Genomic DNA, 20831 nt, shown 5'->3' on the forward strand with positions numbered 1-20831 from the left:
GGCTATGCTCAGGAGTCGCGAAAACTTGTTGCCTTGTCAAAGTAACAGTTACTTAGTGAAAGCTGCTGAGAAAATATAATGTAGAAGGTGAGTGGTTTTGGCTGCTCACCTTTTTCTTTAATAGAAAGGTTTAAAGGAACAAAAAATGAGTCATCCAATTGAACAATTAGAACAAATCATGGCGAAGTTGCGTGACCCAGAAAACGGTTGCCCTTGGGACTTAAAACAAACCTTTGACACCATCGTTCCGTATACAATAGAAGAAACCTACGAGGTGGTGGACGCGATTCAAAATCGAGATTGGCCCAATCTAAAAGAAGAGCTAGGGGATTTGTTGTTTCAGGTGATTTTTTACAGTCAGCTAGCGAAAGAGCAAGAGCTGTTCGATTTTTCGGATGTCGTCGAAACCGTGAACGAAAAACTGACTCGTCGCCACCCGCATGTTTTTTCAGATGTTGAGTTTGAATCTGACGAGGAAATTAACGCGAACTGGGAAGCGGAAAAAGCAAAAGAAAAAGCCCTAGTAGGCAAAGCGGAAGAAAGTATCCTAGACTCAATACCAAACTCTTTACCGGCACTTTCTCGTGCTACAAAAATTCAGAAAAAATGTGCAAAATTTGGGTTTGATTGGGATTCACTTGGCCCGGTTGTCGATAAAGTACGAGAAGAAATTGACGAAGTCATGGAAGAGGCACTGCAAGTTCAGCCCGATGAAGAGAAAGTTGAGTTGGAGCTCGGTGATTTGCTATTTGCGACTGTCAATTTGGCTCGCCACCTTGATAAAAACCCAGAAGTCGCGCTAGGCAAAGCAAACGTAAAGTTTGCGCGACGTTTTAAACAAGTTGAAGGCAAGGTCCAGCAGTCAGGCAAAGTACTTACAGATTGTTCTTTATCAGAACTTGACCATTTTTGGGATGAAGTAAAACAAGAAGAATCGAGGCAGAGGTAAACTGGCAGAATACATAATATAAGGTCAGCTTGTTTGGTTACACGAAAACGGACTTTGGTTTGTCTTTGCTCACTTTGATTTGAAGCAAAAAATAAAAAATTACGGTGTGATAGATTTCACGTTGTGGCGGTAAGGAGCTTCTGGTATATTTATCTCCCGTCCAGAAGCACTCCATTTCCCTCATTCAACCAATTTCAGGTTAAACATGACGACAAATTACATTTTTGTTACTGGCGGGGTTGTATCCTCTCTAGGTAAAGGTATTGCAGCAGCATCTCTTGCGGCTATTCTAGAAGCTCGTGGTCTTAAAGTGACTATGATGAAGCTTGACCCTTACATCAACGTTGACCCGGGCACAATGAGCCCTACTCAGCACGGTGAAGTGTTCGTTACAGAAGATGGCGCAGAGACTGACCTTGACCTTGGTCACTACGAGCGTTTCATCCGTACCAAGATGACCAAGCGTAACAACTTCACTGCAGGTCGTGTTTATGCCGACGTACTTCGTAAAGAACGTCGTGGTGACTACCTAGGCGCAACTATTCAAGTTATCCCTCATATCACTAACGCAATCAAAGATCGCGTTATTGCAGGTTCTGAAGGCCATGATGTGGCTATCGTTGAAGTTGGCGGTACTGTTGGTGATATCGAATCACTACCATTTATGGAAGCGATTCGTCAGCTAGCTGTTGAGCTAGGCCGTGAGCGCGCAATGTTCATGCACCTAACACTTGTTCCTTACCTAGCGGCAGCGGGCGAAGTGAAAACTAAGCCGACGCAACACTCTGTAAAAGAACTTCTATCTATCGGTATTCAGCCAGACATCCTAGTTTGCCGTAGCGATCGCGTTATTCCTGCGAATGAGCGTAAAAAAATCGCACTGTTCTGTAATGTTCCAGAAAAAGCAGTAATTTCAATGAAGGATGTAGACTCTATCTACAAGATCCCTCAGTTGATTAAATCTCAAGGGCTAGATGACCTTGTGTGTGCTCGCTTTGGTATTACTGCTCCTGAAGCAGACCTTTCTGAATGGGAACAGGTTATCTACGAAGAAGCAAATCCTACTGGTGAAGTAACCATCGGTATGGTTGGTAAATACATTGAATTACCAGATGCATACAAATCTGTGAACGAAGCGCTTAAACACGCTGGCTTGAAAAACCGCCTAAGCGTCACAATTAAGTATGTAGACTCACAAGATATCGAAACAAAAGGCGTTGAACTTCTAGAAGGTTTGGACGCAATCCTAGTACCAGGTGGCTTCGGCGATCGTGGTATTGAAGGCAAGATCCGTGCGGCTCAATATGCACGTGAAAATAACGTGCCTTACCTAGGTATTTGTTTGGGTATGCAAGTTGCACTAATCGAATACGCGCGTAACGTTGCGGGTATGGAAGGTGCACATTCAACAGAATTTAACAAAGAGACTAAGTACCCTGTGGTAGGTTTGATCACAGAGTGGGTAGACGAATCAGGTAGCGTAGAAGAGCGTACTGAAAAGTCTGACCTAGGCGGTACGATGCGTCTTGGTTCACAGCTGTGTCACCTAGAGAAAGGGACTAAAGCTCGTGAACTGTACGGTAGCGCGACGATCCATGAACGTCACCGTCACCGTTACGAAGTGAATAACGTGCTTCGTCCGCAAATCGAAAAAGCAGGCCTAAAAGTATCAGGTCTATCTGCGGACAAGAAGTTAGTGGAAATGATTGAGAACCCAGCTCACCCATGGTTTGTAGCGGCTCAGTTCCACCCAGAATTCACCTCGACTCCTCGCGATGGACATCCATTGTTTGCAGGTTTTGTTAAGGCTGCGGGCCAAAACGCACGCGGCGAATTCGAGAAGTAAAAGGATACGGGCGGCGGCGAAGGTTGTGCTGCTGCCCTTTAAGATTGACATTTATATTTGAAACGAGAGGAAACATTAATGTCTAAGATCGTTAAAGTTCTAGGTCGTGAAATCATCGACTCACGTGGTAACCCAACTGTAGAAGCTGAAGTACACCTAGAAGGCGGTTTCGTAGGTATGGCGGCAGCTCCATCTGGCGCATCTACTGGTTCTCGCGAAGCTCTTGAGCTACGTGACGGTGACAAAGCACGTTTCCTAGGTAAAGGTGTTCTTAAAGCAGTTGAAGCTGTAAACGGCCCAATCGCTGAAGCTCTAGTTGGCAAAGACGCTAAAGACCAAACTGCAATCGACGCAGTAATGATCGAACTAGACGGCACTGAAAACAAATCTAAATTCGGTGCTAACGCTATCCTAGCTGTTTCTCTAGCAAACGCTAAAGCTGCTGCTGCTGCGAAAGGTATGCCTCTATACGAGCACATCGCTGAGCTAAACGGCACTGCAGGTCAGTTCTCTATGCCTCTACCAATGATGAACATCATCAACGGTGGTGAGCACGCAGACAACAACGTTGACATCCAAGAGTTCATGATCCAACCAGTTGGCGCTAAGACTCTTAAAGAAGGTCTACGTATCGGTGCAGAAGTATTCCACAACCTAGCTAAAGTTCTTAAGTCTAAAGGCTACAGCACTGCAGTTGGTGATGAAGGTGGTTTCGCTCCTAACCTTAAATCTAACGCTGAAGCTCTAGAAGTTATCGCAGAAGCTGTTGCAGCTGCTGGTTACGAACTAGGTAAAGACGTAACTCTAGCTATGGACTGTGCTGCATCTGAGTTCTTCGACAAAGAAGCTGGCATCTACAACATGAAAGGCGAAGGTAAAACTTTCACTTCTGAAGAGTTCAACCACTACCTAGCTGAGCTAGCTAACCAATTCCCAATCGTTTCTATCGAAGACGGTCTAGACGAGTCTGACTGGGATGGCTTCAAGCACCAAACAGAACTACTAGGTGACAAGCTTCAACTAGTAGGTGACGATCTATTCGTTACTAACACTAAGATCCTTGCTGAAGGTATCGAGAAAGGCGTAGCTAACTCTATCCTTATCAAGTTCAACCAAATCGGTTCTCTAACTGAGACTCTAGCTGCAATCAAGATGGCTAAAGACGCAGGTTACACAGCAGTAATCTCTCACCGTTCTGGCGAAACTGAAGATGCAACTATCGCTGACCTAGCGGTAGGTACAGCAGCAGGTCAAATCAAAACTGGTTCTATGAGCCGTTCTGACCGTGTTGCTAAGTACAACCAGCTAATCCGTATCGAGGAAGCACTAGGTGATCGCGCTCCTTTCAACGGTCTTAAAGAAGTTAAAGGTCAAGCTTAATTCTTCACTGAATTAGCAGCTTAACTTAAAGCTTTTAAAACACCCTGCTTTGGCGGGGTGTTTTTTTATATAACGGAAGCGCTAAGTGAGCGCACTCCTCCATGTTTCAAGTAAGCGGTCTCAAAGAAGTTAAAGATCAAGCTTAATTCTTATTGAGTAAAGTTTCGCTAAATAGCTTTTTGAAACCATCGCTACGGCGGTTTTTTGTATTTATAGGTTTGTATTTTTGGCTCTTACTTTGGTCATGGGTAAGGAGCGCTTCCTATGAGCTTGTTTCATTTTGCTGCTTATTTCTTGTAAGGAGCGTGTGAGTCTCCCTTTCTCCCCTAGAGGCAACCTCGCATTTATGCTATATATGTCACCTTATCTAATTCCTTCCGGTACAGAATGTTAGCAGCGATATGCGAATCTTTGTTATAGCCCTTACGCTACTGTTTGGCTTGCTTCAATACACTCTATGGTTTGGTAAAAACGGAGTGTCTGACTACTACACAGTAAAAGATGAAATTGAAGTTCAGCAACAAGTGAACAGCAAGCTACAAGCTCGCAACAATGAAATGTTCGCTGAGATTGATGACTTAAGGCAAGGTCTTGATGCGATTGAAGAACGTGCGCGTCATGAGCTCGGTTTAGTTAAAGATGGCGAGACTTTTTACCGCATTATAGGTGAGGAAAACCATTAAAATGTTGGATATGAACTCATCGCATATCGCAATTGTGCCTGCTGCTGGTGTAGGGAGCAGAATGAAGGCAGATCGCCCTAAGCAATATTTATTGATCGAAGGTAAAGCGGTACTGGAACATACCGTAGAGAAACTGCTTTCTCACCCAAATATTTCTAAGGTTGTCGTTGCCGTTACTGACGGCGACCCATATTACCCAGAATTGTCCATTGCTAAGCACCCAGATGTGATTCGTGTAGCTGGTGGTAAAGAAAGAGCAGACTCTGTGTTATCAGGGCTAAACTATGTCAATGAGCATCTGGAAAGCGAGTGGGTATTAGTCCACGACGCTGCGAGGCCATGTGTATTAACATCCGACATTGACCGTTTGATTGATGTTTGCTGCGCCCACTCAACGGGTGGCATTCTCGCATCTCCTGTGAGAGATACAATGAAGCGAGCAAACGCAGTACAAGATATCGATCATACGGTAGATAGAGAAGCATTGTGGCATGCACTGACTCCACAAATGTTTAAAACTCAGCAGCTTACTCAAGCACTGGCTGACGCATTAGAACAGGGTGTAACCATTACCGATGAAGCCTCGGCTTTGGAATGGTTAGGCGAGAAGCCAGCCTTAGTTCAAGGGAATGCGAACAATATAAAAATCACTCAGCCAGAAGATCTTGCGTTAGCCGAGTTTTATCTAAGCCGTGAGCGCGGCGAATAAAGAAAGGATAGAAAATGATTCGAATTGGTCATGGTTTCGATGTACATAAATTCGGTGGTGAAGGCCCAGTCATTATTGGTGGTGTAGCAATCCCTTATGAGCAAGGTTTGATTGCTCACTCAGATGGCGATGTAGCGTTGCATGCGTTAACGGATGCTCTGCTGGGCGCGATTGCTGCCGGCGATATTGGTCGTCATTTCCCAGATACGGATGATAAATGGAAAGGCGCAAACAGTCGTGAATTACTGAAAGACGTTTACCGTCGAGTTAAAGAGCAAGGCTACCGTCTTGGCAATGCTGATGTAACCATCATGGCACAAGCGCCTAAAATGGCACCACACATTGACGCAATGTGTGCGGCGATAGCCGAAGACCTAGAAACCGACATTAGTAACATTAACGTAAAAGCGACGACGACAGAACGTCTCGGTTTTACTGGACGCAAAGAAGGCATTGCAACGGAAGCCGTTGTACTTCTGTTTAAGCAATAACTAGCAATTTGCTCCTCTAAGCTGTGATATCAGCGGAAACACATCATGTCAGACATTTTATCTTCATTGGCTTACCTAACGGGTAAGCCAGTTGCATCGGCAAAAATTAAAGCGCAGCCAGAGCATTTTCAGGTTCGCGAAGATTTAGGTTTTGCCTTTACGGGCGAAGGCGAGCACTTAATGGTTCGTATCCGTAAAACGGGCGAGAACACCAGCTTCGTTGCTAACGAGTTAGCAAAAGCCTGTGGTGTTCAGTCGAAAGACGTTAGCTGGGCGGGTCTTAAAGACCGTCATGCGGTGACGGAACAGTGGTTAAGTGTCCATTTACCAAAAGGTGAAACGCCAGATTTTTCAGCGTTTTTGGCTCAATACCCAAGTATCGAAATCCTTGCAACAGATCGTCACAATAAAAAACTGCGTCCTGGTGACCTAGTAGGGAACGAGTTCGTGGTTACTTTGTCTGAAGTGACAGATATAGCGGATGTAGAGCAACGTCTTGAAAAAGTGAAACAAGTTGGCGTGCCAAACTACTTTGGTAGTCAGCGTTTTGGTAACGATGGCAACAACCTTGAAGAAGCACGTCGATGGGGACGCGAAAACGTTCGTACCCGCAATCAAAACAAGCGAAGCATGTATTTATCAGCGGCTCGTTCGTGGATTTTCAACCGCATCGTTTCAGCTCGTCTAGAGAATTGTGTGTTTGATAAGTTCATTGATGGTGACATTGCACAGACGAATTCTGGCACTCAGTTGATTGATGCAAACAACATCACTGATTTGCAAGTGCAATTTGCACAAGGTGAAGCGGCAATTACCGCTGCGCTTGCTGGCGATAATGCACTGCCTACTCAAGCCGAGGCTCTGGCATTAGAGCAACCGTTTTTAGACGAAGAGCCTGACCTCATGGCGTTGATTCGTGGTAATCGCATGCGCCACGATCGTCGCGATATTGCGCTGAAGCCAAAAGATTTAGCTTGGACGGTTGAAGGTAACAACATTACGCTGACTTTCTCACTGGATGCGGGATCTTTTGCGACCTCTATTGTTCGTGAGTTAGTTAATGAGGTTGAAGTAGAAAGAGAATACTAATGGAACAGGATTCACGAAACCCGAAGCCCTTAAGAGTCTTAATCAGCAATGATGATGGTGTTCATGCACAAGGGATTCATGCCCTCGCTGATGAGTTGAGAGATATCGCCGAAGTGACCATTGTCGCACCTGATCGAAATCGTTCAGGTGCTTCGAATTCACTCACATTAGAACAACCATTACGCGTGACTGAAATTGCCCCAAATATCTACTCAGTGCAAGGCACGCCCACGGATTGTGTGCATTTCGCGCTGAATGAGCTAATGAAAGATGATTTGCCTGATCTTGTTCTGTCAGGAATCAACCATGGCGCTAATTTGGGTGATGATGTTCTTTATTCTGGAACAGTAGCAGCCGCCATGGAAGGTCATTTCCTTGGCGTTCAGTCGGTGGCTTTTTCTCTAGTGGGTAAGCGACATTTCGAATCCGCCGCTAAAATTGCACGTCACATTGTACAACAGCATTTAGCGTCGCCGATTCCAACGAATCGTCTACTGAACGTAAACGTGCCTGACTTACCATCAGAGAATTTAGGTGAAATTGAAGTTACGCGTTTAGGTGCACGTCATCACGCAGAGAATATGATCAAGCAGAAAGATCCGAGAGGCCATGACATTTATTGGTTAGGGCCACCAGGAAAGGAGCAAGATGCAGGAGAGGGCACGGACTTTTATGCAATTGAGCATGGCCGAGTTTCAATGACGCCTCTGCAAGTTGATCTCACCGCTCACGAGTCGCTGCGTGCTATGGATAGTTGGTTAAAGGAAGAGAAGTAATGAGTAACCCACATGCTGACAGGTTGATAGCGTTTCTTATCTCCAGTGGCATCAAAGACCAAAGAGTTCTGGATGCTATCCAACGCTTGCCACGAGAAAGCTTTGTTTCTCAAGCGATGATGCACCAAGCCTATGATAACAATGCGTTACCAATTGGTCAGGGACAAACTATTTCTCAGCCTTATATCGTTGCGCGTATGACCGAGTTGCTTGAGCTAGAGCCGGCGAGTCGTGTTCTGGAAATCGGAACGGGATCGGGTTATCAAACCGCGGTACTGGCGCAAATTGTTGATCATGTATACTCCGTTGAGCGAATTAAATCGTTGCAATGGGAAGCAAAGCGTCGCCTGAAGCAATTGGATATTTACAATGTTTCAACTAAGCATGCTGATGGGTGGCAGGGCTGGGAAGCGAGAGGTCCTTTCGATGCTATTATTGTTACCGCTGCCGCTGAAGTGATTCCCCAAGCTCTTCTCTCACAATTAAGAGATGGCGGCAAAATGGTCATTCCTGTTGGAGATACGGAGCAACAGTTATTAAAAATAGAGCGTAAGGGAGACGAATATCTCTCTACCGTTGTAGAAATGGTTCGGTTCGTACCTCTGGTTGCGGGTGATTTAGCTTAAGGGTTGGGGATAGGTGAATAAGTTACTACGTCATATTGGTATTAGCTTTGTGTTTGCTGCAGGACTAGTTGGTTGTGCAGCGCATTCCCCTGCACCTGTCTCTAGCCTAAAAAAAGACTATTCAAGCCTTGAAAGAGGGAGTTACAGAGGGAGTTATTATGAGGTAAAAAAAGGCGATACGCTTTACTTCATAGCTTATGTCACAGATAAAGATGTAAATGATCTTGTTCGTTACAATGAGTTAACTCAGCCTTACACTATCTACCCAGGACAGAGGCTAAAACTTTGGGCTCCGAAATATGTCGCCCCTAAATATGGTCAAAAAGTTGAACCCGTTGTGGCTCCTGTTGTTACGCCCCCCCCAGCTCCAGTGACGAAAACATCAACAGCCTCTAAACCTAAACCTTCGAGTAAAAACTCTAGTCAAAAACCTACAGAGACTAAGCCTAAAGTCGTACAAAAACAGCCTCCAAAGAAGGTTGAACAATCGAAAACAAAGGAGTATGTTGGTTCAAAAGATAACCAAAAAGTGAAGCAAAAAGCGCCAACTACCACAGCAAAGAGTGATAAAGTCTCAAAGTGGTTGTGGCCAACAAAAGGGAGAGTAATCAAGAACTTTTCGGCGGGAGAACAGGGAAATAAAGGTATCGACATCGCAGGACAGCGTGGTCAACCTATCGTTTCAACCGCAGCCGGCACAGTCGTTTATTCAGGCAATGCGCTACGAGGTTATGGCAACTTAATTATAGTAAAGCATAACGACAATTATTTAAGCGCATACGCACATAATGACAAACTGCTGGTCACAGAAGGACAAAGCGTAAAAAGCGGACAAAAAATCGCTACCATGGGTAGTTCAGGTGCAAAGTCGGTCAAACTACACTTTGAAATTCGCTATCAAGGTAAATCAGTGAATCCAAAACGCTATTTGCCTTAAAACTTTGAAAAACAACTTGCGACATCATTTAGCGACATATTGAGTTGTCATGTCTTGCTAACTCGCCAGGGGGAGGCGTTATGAGTATCAGCAACACAGTAACCAAAGTTGAAGAGTTTGCATTTGATAATGCGTCAGTGAAGACCATTGATAACGAACTCGAAAGATCATCATCCACAGAAAGCAAAGCGACTGCGCGTGAAGAATTTGACGCGAGCAGTAAAAGCTTAGATGCAACTCAGTTGTATTTGGGCGAAATTGGCTTCTCACCTTTACTTACTGCCGAAGAAGAAGTGCTTTACGCAAGACGCGCCCTACGTGGCGACGAAGCGGCACGCAAACGTATGATCGAAAGTAACCTACGTTTGGTTGTTAAGATTTCTCGTCGATACAGTAACCGTGGTCTAGCACTACTCGATCTGATTGAAGAAGGTAACCTCGGCTTGATCCGAGCGGTCGAAAAATTCGACCCAGAACGTGGTTTCCGTTTCTCTACTTACGCAACATGGTGGATCCGACAAACGATAGAGCGAGCGTTGATGAACCAAACTCGCACGATCCGTCTACCTATCCACGTAGTGAAAGAGCTGAACATTTATCTGCGTACTGCGCGTGAACTTTCTCAAAAGCTCGATCACGAACCGACCGCAGAAGAAATTGCTGCTCAATTAGATATTCCAGTCGAAGACGTAAGCAAAATGTTACGCCTTAATGAGCGTATTAGCTCTGTCGACACGCCAATCGGTGGTGACGGTGAGAAAGCGCTGCTGGATATTATTCCTGATGCAAACAACTCTGATCCAGAAGTTTCGACTCAAGATGACGACATCAAATCATCGTTGATTCATTGGTTAGAAGAGTTGAATCCGAAACAGAAAGAAGTGCTTGCACGTCGCTTCGGCCTACTAGGCTACGAGCCTTCGACGCTGGAAGAAGTTGGTCGAGAGATTGGTCTGACACGTGAGCGAGTACGTCAAATACAAGTGGAAGGTTTACGTCGTCTTCGTGAAGTCCTAATCAAACAAGGTTTGAATATGGAAAACTTATTTAACGTAGAAGACGATTAAATAATCCGTATTTCACTAGATACGCAAAAGGCTATGGTTCCCCATAGCCTTTTTTCTTTTTTGCTCGTTGGTGTGAGTCTGTTTACAGCATCTTCTTCAAGCGATACAGCTCTTCAAGAGCTTGGCGTGGCGTTAAGTCGTCAGGATCAATACCTGACAGAGCTTGTTCGACCTCGCTAGGCTCTGGAATCAGGCTCAACTGGTTAGCCACATCTACTGCACTTGGACGCGGTGTGTCACTGTTTTGCCCCAGTTGCTCTAGCTGAGATAGCTTGTTACGCGCATTTTTGATGACCGTTTTTGGTACGCCAGCTAAGCCCGCAACAGCCAAGCCGTAAGACTTACTTGCCGCACCTTCTTGAACTGCGTGCATAAAGGCAATGCTGTCTCCATGCTCTACGGCATCCAAGTGAACGTTCGCTAAGTTTGGCAGTTGGTTCGGTAACTCTGTTAATTCGAAGTAGTGAGTTGCAAATAGGGTCATCGCACCAATTTGTGTTGCGAGCCATTCCGCACTTGCCCAAGCTAAAGACAGACCGTCGTAAGTACTAGTACCGCGTCCGATTTCATCCATTAGCACCAAACTGTTCTTAGTTGCGTTGTGAAGAATATTGGCTGTTTCGGTCATTTCTACCATGAAGGTCGAGCGGCCAGATGCAAGATCATCTGATGCACCAATACGAGTAAATATACGATCTAAAGAACCAATCTGTGCGGATTCTGCCGGTACATAAGAGCCGATATGTGCCATCAATGCAATCAGCGCAGTTTGACGCATGTAGGTTGATTTACCACCCATGTTTGGACCGGTGATGATCAACATCTTACGGGCTGGGTTAAGCTCAATTGGGTTCGCGATGAACGGCTCTGTTGTTACTTGTTCTACGACTGGATGACGGCCAGCTTGAATGTGAATTCCTGCGTCTTTCACAAGCGTTGGGCGGCAGTAATCTAACGAATCTGCACGCTCTGCAAGGTTTTGTAATACATCTAGTTGAGACAGAGCAGAAGCTAGGTTTTGCAGCTTCTCAAGGTTTGGCATCAATAGATCAAACAGTTCTTCCCACAACTGTTTCTCAAGTGCTAACGCTTTAGATTTCGAGTTAAGTACTTTGTCTTCGTGTTCCTTAAGCTCTGGGATGATGTAGCGTTCAGCGTTTTTGAGTGTTTGGCGACGTACATAATGCGGTGGAACCAAATGGCTCTGGCCACGGCTCACTTGGATAAAGAAGCCATGAACGTTGTTATAGCCTACTTTAAGCGTATCGATACCGTGTCGTTCACGCTCATCTCGCTCAAGCTGCTCAAGATATTCTGTTGCACCGTCTGCCAATTTTCGCCATTCATCGAGCTCCGCATTGTAGCCTTCAGCGATGACGCCACCATCACGAATAACAACCGGCGGATTTTCTTTAATCGCGCGTTCTAACAGGTCACATACTTCGTCAATCGGAGCTGCATACTTCGCCAATTTCGTTAGGTACGGATGGGTCAAAGAAGCGGTGACAGATTCTAGCTCTGGTAGCTGTTGCATGGCATTGCGAAGCCTAGCCATATCGCGAGGGCGAGCAGAGCGTAATGCAAGGCGCGCTAAGATACGTTCAATATCACCAATTTGCTTTAACGTTGGTTGAAGATCGGCAAACAGAGCTTGTTCTTTAATCTCACCAATTGCATCAAGACGATTGTTTAACGTTTCAATGCAACGCATAGGCTGATGCAACCAACGCTTCAGCATTCGGCTGCCCATCGGAGTTGCACAATGGTCGAGTACTGCAGCGAGCGTGTTATCGGTTCCGCCTGCTAGATTTTGAGTAATTTCCAGATTACGTCGGGTAGCAGCATCAAGGATGACGGATTGATCCTGATGATCAAACGTTAAAGAGCGAATATGAGGTAAAGCCGTACGTTGAGTATCTTTTACGTACTGGATCAAACAACCAGCAGCACATAACCCTAAGGACGCATGTTCTACACCAAAACCAACCAGATCTTTTGTGCCAAATTGTTGATTGAGTTGTTGCTTAGCCGTATCAAGCTCAAACTCCCAGACTGGGCGACGACGGTTACCATTGCGGCTCGCCATTAAATGTACAGGTTCAAAATCTTCTGGGAACAGTAGCTCACGTGGTGCAGTGCGTTGAAGCTCGGCTGTCATCGCTTCTTCAGTTTCTGGTTCTGTCAGTTGGAAGCGACCAGAGGTGACATCCAGCGTCGCATAACCGAACTTACCGTTGTGATGGTAAATTGCTGCGATTAAGTTATCGACACGCTCAGAAAGCAGCGCTTCATCCGTCACAGTACCTGGTGTCACGATACGCACAACTTTACGTTCTACCGGGCCCTTGCTGGTGGCCGGATCGCCAATCTGTTCACAGATCGCCACAGACTCACCAAGCTGAACAAGTTTTGCCAGGTAGCCCTCTACGGCGTGAAATGGCACACCCGCCATTGGGATAGGTTCACCTGCAGACGCACCACGTTTGGTCAATGAAATATCAAGAAGCTGAGAAGCTCGCTTGGCATCATCGTAAAAGAGTTCGTAGAAATCGCCCATGCGGTAGAACAGCAAAATCTCTGGGTTCTCAGCTTTTAGCTTGAGGTATTGCTGCATCATCGGAGTGTGTTTTTGTTCAGCTTTCACAGGTAAGTTCTTTTGTTTATTTCCGTAGCGGCTTAGGATACGTGAATCCCTATCAAGTAAAAAGAGACAAAGGGCATTTTGGCTATGGAAAAAACAACAAAATTGAGTGCCGATTTAGGCGCATTATTGGCTAAACACGGGCATGTTTTAACGACCGCAGAATCATGCACTGGTGGTGGTGTTGCAACCGCCATTACTGACATTGCTGGTAGTTCAGCGTGGCTTGACCGTGCGTTTGTCACCTACAGTAATGAAGCGAAAATGGAGATGCTTGGTGTGCAAGCTTCAACGTTAGAAGCGCATGGTGCAGTGAGTGAGCCAGTTGTGATTGAAATGGTACAGGGTGCAATTAAAAACTCAAATGCCACCATCGGTGTATCCATCAGTGGTATTGCAGGGCCGGGTGGTGGCAGTGAAGAGAAACCAGTCGGTATGGTCTGCTTTGCTTTTGCTGATAACCAAAGTTGGCAGCAAGTAGAAACCATGCATTTCTCTGGTGACCGTGCAGAAGTTCGCAAAAAAGCGGTCGAGCACGCGTTGACTCAATTGTATCAACATCTGCTCTAGAATTTCTTAACTTGTTTTAGCCCAGCATTGATAAGGGCTAGAGCAAATCATGACTTTAGGTCAGCCAAATTTTTTTCATACAGGTATGGACACTGTATGAATCAACAGTATAATAACTTTCATTGCTGAGCAGTTCTTCTGCTTAAGAAAAATGAATTACTATTCGTCGCCCAAAGAAGATGAATAAATCGGAGAAAGTAATGGACGAGAACAAACAGAAAGCGCTCGCCGCTGCGCTAGGTCAAATTGAAAAGCAATTCGGTAAAGGCTCTATCATGCGCCTTGGTGATAACCGCGCAATGGACGTAGAAACCATCTCAACGGGTTCTCTTTCTCTTGATATCGCTTTGGGTGCTGGTGGTCTACCAATGGGTCGTATCGTAGAAATCTACGGCCCAGAATCTTCAGGTAAAACAACATTAACGCTTGAGCTTATTGCTGCTGCGCAACGTGAAGGCAAAACGTGTGCGTTTATCGATGCAGAGCACGCTCTAGATCCTGTATACGCGAAGAAACTTGGCGTTGATATCGATGCATTGCTAGTTTCTCAGCCAGACACAGGTGAGCAAGCGCTAGAGATCTGTGACGCACTTGCACGTTCTGGTGCTATCGATGTTATGGTTGTCGACTCTGTCGCAGCACTAACACCGAAAGCAGAAATCGAAGGCGAAATGGGCGATAGCCACATGGGTCTGCAAGCACGTATGCTTTCTCAAGCAATGCGTAAGCTAACGGGTAACCTAAAGCAGTCTAACTGTATGTGTATCTTCATCAACCAAATCCGTATGAAGATTGGTGTGATGTTTGGTAACCCAGAAACAACAACAGGTGGTAACGCACTTAAGTTCTACGCTTCTGTTCGTCTAGATATCCGTCGTACTGGCGCAATCAAAGAAGGTGACGAAGTCGTAGGTAACGAAACGCGCATCAAAGTTGTTAAGAATAAGATTGCAGCACCATTTAAAGAAGCAAACACACAAATCATGTACGGCCAAGGCTTTAACCGCGAAGGTGAACTTGTCGATCTAGGTGTGAAGCACAAGTTAGTTGAAAAAGCCGGTGCTTGGTATAGCTACAATGGCGATAAGATTGGTCAAGGTAAAGCGAATGCATGTAACTACCTGCGTGAGCACCCTGAAGTGGCTAAAACTATCGATACAAAACTGCGTGAAATGTTGCTAGCGCCAGCACTTGCGGAAGCGCCTGAAGCTGGTGAAGCGCCAGAGCAAGCTGAAGAGTTTTAATCTCTCATAGATTAATAAATGACAAAGCCCTGCAATGCGGGGCTTTGTTGTATCTATTGAAATCAAAAATCGAATTATCACAAAGGCCATTGAGAGCCTGTACAGCAAAAATACTTTTAGGATCATCATGTACCAAAAACGCCAGGCGCCAACATTATCGAGCAAAGAGGCTGCTATACAATTGCTTAGCCGTCGCGATCATGGTCAGTATGAGCTTTACCAAAAATTATCGATGAAGGGCTATGAAGAATCAGACATCGACATCGCAATTAATTTTTGCCTAGACCATAACTATTTAGATGATTTACGTTACGCGAAGAGTCAAATTAGACAGCATGTATACAAAGGACATGGAGAGCGTCGAATTCGTCAAGAGTTAAACCAGAAGCGTGTTGCGGAATCGGTGATTGAGCAAGCTATGGCTGAAGAGCCGCAAGATTGGTTTGAACTGGCTAAACAGGCGGCAGAAAAGAAATTCAAAGGTATTAAAGCCAAAGACCAAAAAGAGTACGCAAAACAAGTTCGTTTTCTGCAGTATCGCGGCTACAGTTTTGACCAAATCAGCTACGCGCTGAGCTTTGAGGACGAAGATTAACGGTCAGTCGTCCGCACTGATTTTTGTTTTGCTTCAAATTTTTTCTCCTACTCCCTCTTTTCCTCAAGAAAACTAGTCTCAGCTGTTTGCATGATCTACAATACGGCAAAATTCTAACTCGACTATTTTCAGGAAGAGCTGCATGTACATGAGCACTGATGAGGTTCGTAACGCGTTCCTCAAGTTCTTTGAGAGCAAAGGACACCAAATCGTAGAAAGTTCATCGTTAGTTCCACATAACGACCCAACCCTGCTGTTCACAAACGCAGGTATGAACCAATTTAAAGATTGTTTCTTAGGCTTAGAAAAACGAGCCTACACTCGAGCGACTACGGCTCAGCGTTGCGTACGTGCTGGTGGTAAACATAACGACCTAGAAAATGTTGGCTTTACTGCTCGTCACCACACATTCTTTGAAATGTTAGGCAACTTCAGCTTTGGCGATTACTTCAAAGAAGATGCGATCTCCTTTGCTTGGGAATTCCTAACCGAAGTTCTTAAACTGCCAGCGGATCGTTTATTGGTAACTGTTTACGAAACCGATGACGAAGCGTTTGACATCTGGAACAAGAAAGTTGGCGTACCCGCTGATCGTATTGTTCGCATTGGTGATAAAGAAGGCGGCAAGCCGTACGAGTCTGATAACTTCTGGCAAATGGGCGACACTGGCCCTTGTGGTCCATGTACTGAAATCTTCTACGATCACGGTGAGCACATCTGGGGTGGCCGTCCTGGCACGCCTGAAGAAGATGGTGACCGTTTCATCGAGATCTGGAACAACGTATTCATGCAGTTCAACCGTCACGCAGACGGGACTATGGAACCGCTACCAAAACCATCGGTAGATACTGGTATGGGTATCGAGCGTATCTCTGCAATCATGCAGGGCGTTCACTCAAACTACGAAATCGATGTATTCCAAGCTCTTATCAAAGCAGCAGCAGAAGTGATCGGTTACGAAGACCTATCAAACCAATCACTACGCGTTATCGCTGACCACATCCGTTCATGTTCATTCCTGATCGTGGATGGCGTTATGCCTTCAAACGAAGGTCGAGGTTACGTATTACGCCGTATCATCCGTCGTGCAGTTCGTCACGGTAACAAGCTGGGCGCACAAGGTGCATTCTTCCACAAGTTGGTTGGCGTTCTAGCTGACATCATGGGTACGGCTGGTGAAGAGCTGAAGCGTCAACAAGCTGTGGTTGAAAAAGTACTGCGTATCGAAGAAGAAAACTTTGGTCGTACACTTGAGCGCGGTATGGCGATTCTAAACGAAGCACTAGATAACCTAGACGGTAAAGTACTAGACGGCGAAACCGTGTTTAAACTTTACGATACTTACGGCTTCCCAGCTGACTTAACTAACGACGTAGCACGTGAGCGTGAGTTCGCAATCGACGAAGAAGGTTTCGAGAAAGCGATGGAAGAGCAGCGTCAACGTGCGCGTGAAGCGGGTAACTTCGGTACTGACTACAACGCAGCAATCAAAGTTGATACGCAAACAGAATTCTGTGGTTACACAGGTACTAAAGGCTCTAGCTCTGTAGCGGCGATGTTCGTTGAAGGCAACGAAGTAGAATCTCTATCTGCAGGCGACAAAGCAATCATCGTGCTTGGTGAGACACCATTCTACGCAGAGTCAGGTGGTCAATGTGGTGACGCTGGTGAAATCCGTACTGAAGCTGGTGTATTCTGTGTTGAAGACACTCAAAAGCTAGGTAACGCAATCGCACACCACGGTGTAATGGCAGAAGGCGTTCTAGCGAAAGGCGACGAAGTAGCAACTATCGTTGACGCAGAGCGTCGCGCAGCTATCTCTCTAAACCACTCAGCAACGCACTTGCTACACGCAGCACTTCGCCAAGTTCTTGGTGAGCACGTAACGCAGAAAGGCTCTCTAGTGAAAGCTGACAGCCTACGTTTCGACTTCTCACACCTAGAAGCAGTAACTGCAGCAGAACTGAAAGAAGTTGAGCGTCTAGTTAACGCGCAAATTCGTCGTAACCACACGATTGAAACCAACGTGATGGACATTGAGTCTGCTAAGAAGAAAGGCGCAATGGCTCTATTCGGCGAGAAGTACGACGACGAAGTACGCGTACTGTCTATGGGTGACTTCTCGACAGAGCTTTGCGGTGGTATTCACGCATCAAGCACAGGTGATATTGGCCTATTCAAAATCACTTCAGAAAGCGGCATTGCTGCAGGTATTCGACGTATTGAGGCGGTAACAGGCGAGGCTGCATTAGACGCGATTGAAGCTCAAAACGCGAAGTATGAAGAGAAACTGGCAGAATCTGCACAGAAAGCAAAAGCGCTAGAGAAAGAAGTGCAGAAGCTAAAAGATAAGATGGCAGCAGCAGAAAGCGCTAACATCATGGGCAAAGCGGTTGAAGTCAATGGTACAAAAGTTCTAGTCGCAGCTCTTGAAGGCGCTGACAGCAAGAACCTACGTACTATGGTTGATGACATCAAGAACCAAATGGGGTCTGGTGTCGTACTGCTTGCCAACGTAACAGGTGACAAGGTTGGTCTGATTGCTGGTGTGACTAAAGATCTAACTGGTAAAGTAAAAGCTGGTGATCTAGTTAAGATGATTGCTGAGCAAGTCGGTGGTAAGGGCGGTGGTCGTCCTGACATGGCTCAAGCTGGTGGTACTGATGTAGCCGCACTACCAGAGGCAATTAAAACAGTTCAGCCTTGGTTAGAAGAGCGCTTATAAGCTTTTAACTACTAAAATTACGCTCAATCAAGTTTCTTTGATTGAGCGTAATTTTTTTTAGCAGCCAAGTGGTTTAATTGACCAAAAGTTAACCGAGTCATTTAGGCTATTTGGTTTTTGTTGTAACTACTGCTTATATAATTTTTCTAAAAGGAAATACTGAAGATGTAAGCAGTTCTAAAGAGACTTCGGTCTTGGGAAGGTGAAGACTGGTGAAAAAGCCCCTTATCGTGCAAAAGTTTGGCGGAACCTCAGTGGGTTCAATTGAAAGAATCCACCAAGTTGCTGAACACATCATTAAGGCGAAAAATGATGGCAATCAAGTTGTTGTTGTCGTGTCTGCAATGTCAGGCGAAACAAACAGACTGATGGACCTCGCTAAACAGATAGATAGCGTGCCTACAGCTCGAGAACTTGATGTTTTGCTCTCTGCTGGTGAGCAAGTGTCAATGGCACTGTTAGCAATGACACTCAATAAATTGGGTCATGCTGCACGCTCGCTTACCGGAGCACAGGCGAATATTGTGACGGATAATCAACACAATGACGCAACGATTAAACACATTGATACTAAGACAATTCTGGGATTGCTTGAGCAAGACCAAATCGTGATTGTTGCAGGCTTTCAAGGTGTGAATGAGAACGGGGATATCACCACATTAGGTCGAGGTGGCTCAGATACGAGCGCAGTGGCACTGGCAGGCGCATTGCGCGCTGATGAGTGTCAAATCTTTACCGACGTTGATGGTATTTATACTTGTGACCCACGTGTAGTGAAAAACGCGCGAAAATTGGCGGTTATCGATTTTCCTTCCATGGAAGCGATGGCAAGCCGAGGCGCGAAAGTATTACATTTACCTTCAGTGCAATTTGCATGGAAGAATAATGTGCCACTGCGCGTGCTTTCGACATTTGATGTTAATGAAGGCAGTCTGGTAAAGGGGGAGTTAGGCAATCAAGCCGTCTCTGGTATAGCCATCCAACGTGACCTTGCCATAATCGAAGTCGATAAAGAACATTTATCTAGTGCTACAAAACAATGTCAGATGTTGGGTATCGACATTTGGAATGTGATCGAGGAAACAGAACGGGCAGGTATCATGATAAAACAAGATGCATGTGCCAAGTTCGATCTGGTGTTCAGCGACAAAATCCGTAATAGTGAAGTGGTAAGCCTGTTGACCGCAGTGGGGCTTGAGGCCAATGGAATGGTAGAGCACGCATGCGATTTGTTGGCAAAGCGAGATATTGAGATCAATTTCAGCGCAACGAATGCACTCACTATGATGCTAGTTTTAGCACCCGAATGTGTGGATACAGCAGCAAACATTCTGCATGATGCTTACATTACGTCTAGTGAAGCATTAAACATTCAACAAAAACATGCCTTTTTAGGCTGATTTTCGCTAACAAGGTAGTTTACGAAAATATAACTTTTGTTGGATAATAGCTTTGTAGCAAGAAAATTTAGAGATTACTCAAGGAGCAAAGAATGCTAATTTTGACTCGCCGCGTAGGCGAAACACTGATGATTGGTGATGAAGTGACTGTAACTGTACTAGGTGTTAAAGGTAACCAAGTGCGTATCGGCGTTAACGCTCCGAAAGAGGTTTCAGTTCACCGTGAAGAAATCTACATGCGCATTCAAGCTGAAAAAGGCAATGGCAACGTTGCTTCAGGTAACTACTAAGTCGCTCCTGTTTACAGAGCTTAGTTTGAATGAAAAAGGCTAACCGAAGGGTTGGCCTTTTTAGTTTTTACTTTTTTTGAAAATTTGCAGAAACTATTGTGTTGAGTATGGCTGTGAATTCATCAATAATGTTGATTCGAACTTCAGAAAGTTATTTGAAAATAAATGTCTTTTTTTCAGAGAAGACTCTCTTTTTTTCATCATAATAGAGTGATAAAGTTCGTTTAATAGTCACTTTGATTAAATCAGCAACGGTTAAGCCAGTTTCGTAGATTTTTTCAAAGAAAGTGTTTGACATATTTTCGGTAAAACGTAATATGTGCCTCCGCAAGACGGTGAGGTGGCCGAGAGGCTGAAGGCGCTCCCCTGCTAAGGGAGTATACGGTTTATCCCGTATCGAGGGTTCGAATCCCTCCTTCACCGCCATTCTTGCAACGTTGATTTATCAACAAAAAGTGCGTCCTTAGCTCAGCTGGATAGAGTACCTGGCTACGAACCAGGCGGTCGGAGGTTCGAATCCTCCAGGACGCGCCATATCTCTTTTGAGATATAACAATGAAAACGGTGAGGTGGCCGAGAGGCTGAAGGCGCTCCCCTGCTAAGGGAGTATACGGTTTATCCCGTATCGAGGGTTCGAATCCCTCCTTCACCGCCATTCATTGACTGGCCCGATGGCCTTTTTTTTGTTTCGTAAGAAATGAATGTGATTTACTTCACAACTTCTTAGCAAGAAGATCTGCGCGTCCTTAGCTCAGCTGGATAGAGTACCTGGCTACGAACCAGGCGGTCGGAGGTTCGAATCCTCCAGGACGC

The 20831-nt window shown here is 45.4% G+C and carries 18 protein-coding genes and 4 tRNA genes; 21 read left to right on the forward strand and 1 reads right to left on the reverse strand.

The window, feature by feature from the left end:
• Positions 1 to 145 precede the first annotated feature (145 nt).
• From mazG to rpoS, 11 genes are all read left to right on the forward strand, one after another.
• On the forward strand, positions 146 to 949 hold the full coding sequence (gene mazG / locus R7093_RS09610) for a nucleoside triphosphate pyrophosphohydrolase (RefSeq protein WP_053304134.1): 804 nt from the start codon (positions 146 to 148) through the stop codon (positions 947 to 949).
• A 205-nt stretch (positions 950 to 1154) separates the two neighbouring features.
• Positions 1155 to 2795: a CTP synthase gene (locus R7093_RS09615; RefSeq protein WP_021034029.1), complete on the forward strand. Its 1641-nt coding sequence runs from the start codon at positions 1155 to 1157 to the stop codon at positions 2793 to 2795.
• A 78-nt stretch (positions 2796 to 2873) separates the two neighbouring features.
• Complete coding sequence (gene eno / locus R7093_RS09620; RefSeq protein ID WP_047103168.1) at positions 2874 to 4175, forward strand: phosphopyruvate hydratase; 1302 nt, start codon at positions 2874 to 2876, stop codon at positions 4173 to 4175.
• 401 nt (positions 4176 to 4576) lie between these two features.
• Positions 4577 to 4858, forward strand: coding sequence for a cell division protein FtsB (gene ftsB, locus R7093_RS09625; protein WP_005380907.1), 282 nt, complete (start codon positions 4577 to 4579; stop codon positions 4856 to 4858).
• A gap of 1 nt (position 4859) precedes the next feature.
• Complete coding sequence (ispD, locus tag R7093_RS09630; RefSeq protein ID WP_017633548.1) at positions 4860 to 5567, forward strand: 2-C-methyl-D-erythritol 4-phosphate cytidylyltransferase; 708 nt, start codon at positions 4860 to 4862, stop codon at positions 5565 to 5567.
• A gap of 14 nt (positions 5568 to 5581) precedes the next feature.
• On the forward strand, positions 5582 to 6058 hold the full coding sequence (gene ispF, locus R7093_RS09635) for a 2-C-methyl-D-erythritol 2,4-cyclodiphosphate synthase (protein WP_005380896.1): 477 nt from the start codon (positions 5582 to 5584) through the stop codon (positions 6056 to 6058).
• 45 nt (positions 6059 to 6103) lie between these two features.
• Positions 6104 to 7147, forward strand: coding sequence for a tRNA pseudouridine(13) synthase TruD (gene truD, locus R7093_RS09640; RefSeq protein WP_047103165.1), 1044 nt, complete (start codon positions 6104 to 6106; stop codon positions 7145 to 7147).
• On the forward strand, positions 7147 to 7923 hold the full coding sequence (gene surE / locus R7093_RS09645; RefSeq protein ID WP_047103164.1) for a 5'/3'-nucleotidase SurE: 777 nt from the start codon (positions 7147 to 7149) through the stop codon (positions 7921 to 7923). Before truD ends, surE begins: the two co-directional genes overlap by 1 nt.
• On the forward strand, positions 7923 to 8549 hold the full coding sequence (locus R7093_RS09650) for a protein-L-isoaspartate(D-aspartate) O-methyltransferase (RefSeq protein ID WP_005380892.1): 627 nt from the start codon (positions 7923 to 7925) through the stop codon (positions 8547 to 8549). The genes surE and R7093_RS09650 overlap by 1 nt, the downstream gene beginning before the upstream one ends.
• Positions 8550 to 8562: 13 nt before the next feature.
• Positions 8563 to 9486: a peptidoglycan DD-metalloendopeptidase family protein gene (locus R7093_RS09655; protein ID WP_005380889.1), complete on the forward strand. Its 924-nt coding sequence runs from the start codon at positions 8563 to 8565 to the stop codon at positions 9484 to 9486.
• Positions 9487 to 9566: 80 nt separating this feature from the next.
• Positions 9567 to 10553 (forward strand): RNA polymerase sigma factor RpoS, encoded by a 987-nt coding sequence (gene rpoS, locus R7093_RS09660; protein WP_005380887.1) that lies wholly within the window; start codon positions 9567 to 9569, stop codon positions 10551 to 10553.
• Between the two features lie 82 nt (positions 10554 to 10635).
• Here rpoS and mutS read toward each other — a convergent pair whose 3' ends face one another.
• The gene (gene mutS, locus R7093_RS09665; RefSeq protein WP_033907432.1) at positions 10636 to 13197 is read right to left on the reverse strand and encodes a DNA mismatch repair protein MutS; all 2562 of its coding nucleotides are present in this window, start codon (positions 13195 to 13197) and stop codon (positions 10636 to 10638) included.
• 84 nt (positions 13198 to 13281) lie between these two features.
• Between mutS and pncC the strand changes: the two genes are divergently transcribed.
• From pncC to R7093_RS09715, 10 genes are all read left to right on the forward strand, one after another.
• On the forward strand, positions 13282 to 13764 hold the full coding sequence (pncC, locus tag R7093_RS09670) for a nicotinamide-nucleotide amidase (RefSeq protein ID WP_005383794.1): 483 nt from the start codon (positions 13282 to 13284) through the stop codon (positions 13762 to 13764).
• Between the two features lie 200 nt (positions 13765 to 13964).
• The gene (gene recA / locus R7093_RS09675) at positions 13965 to 15008 is read left to right on the forward strand and encodes a recombinase RecA (RefSeq protein WP_005380874.1); all 1044 of its coding nucleotides are present in this window, start codon (positions 13965 to 13967) and stop codon (positions 15006 to 15008) included.
• Positions 15009 to 15135: 127 nt separating this feature from the next.
• Positions 15136 to 15603, forward strand: coding sequence for a recombination regulator RecX (gene recX, locus R7093_RS09680; RefSeq protein WP_017633543.1), 468 nt, complete (start codon positions 15136 to 15138; stop codon positions 15601 to 15603).
• Between the two features lie 142 nt (positions 15604 to 15745).
• Entirely contained in the window at positions 15746 to 18328 is a 2583-nt protein-coding gene (alaS, locus tag R7093_RS09685; RefSeq protein ID WP_047103161.1) for an alanine--tRNA ligase, read from the forward strand.
• Positions 18329 to 18540: 212 nt separating this feature from the next.
• Positions 18541 to 19728, forward strand: a complete 1188-nt coding sequence (locus tag R7093_RS09690; RefSeq protein WP_005383803.1) for an aspartate kinase — start codon at positions 18541 to 18543, stop codon at positions 19726 to 19728.
• 92 nt (positions 19729 to 19820) lie between these two features.
• The gene (csrA, locus tag R7093_RS09695) at positions 19821 to 20018 is read left to right on the forward strand and encodes a carbon storage regulator CsrA (RefSeq protein WP_004415691.1); all 198 of its coding nucleotides are present in this window, start codon (positions 19821 to 19823) and stop codon (positions 20016 to 20018) included.
• 334 nt (positions 20019 to 20352) lie between these two features.
• Positions 20353 to 20444: transfer RNA gene (locus R7093_RS09700), tRNA-Ser, on the forward strand.
• Between the two features lie 31 nt (positions 20445 to 20475).
• Positions 20476 to 20552: transfer RNA gene (locus R7093_RS09705), tRNA-Arg, on the forward strand.
• A gap of 29 nt (positions 20553 to 20581) precedes the next feature.
• Positions 20582 to 20673, forward strand: a tRNA-Ser gene (locus R7093_RS09710).
• Between the two features lie 85 nt (positions 20674 to 20758).
• Positions 20759 to 20831 (forward strand) — tRNA-Arg (locus R7093_RS09715).

This window comes from Vibrio sp. 1580 (genome assembly GCF_033340055.1).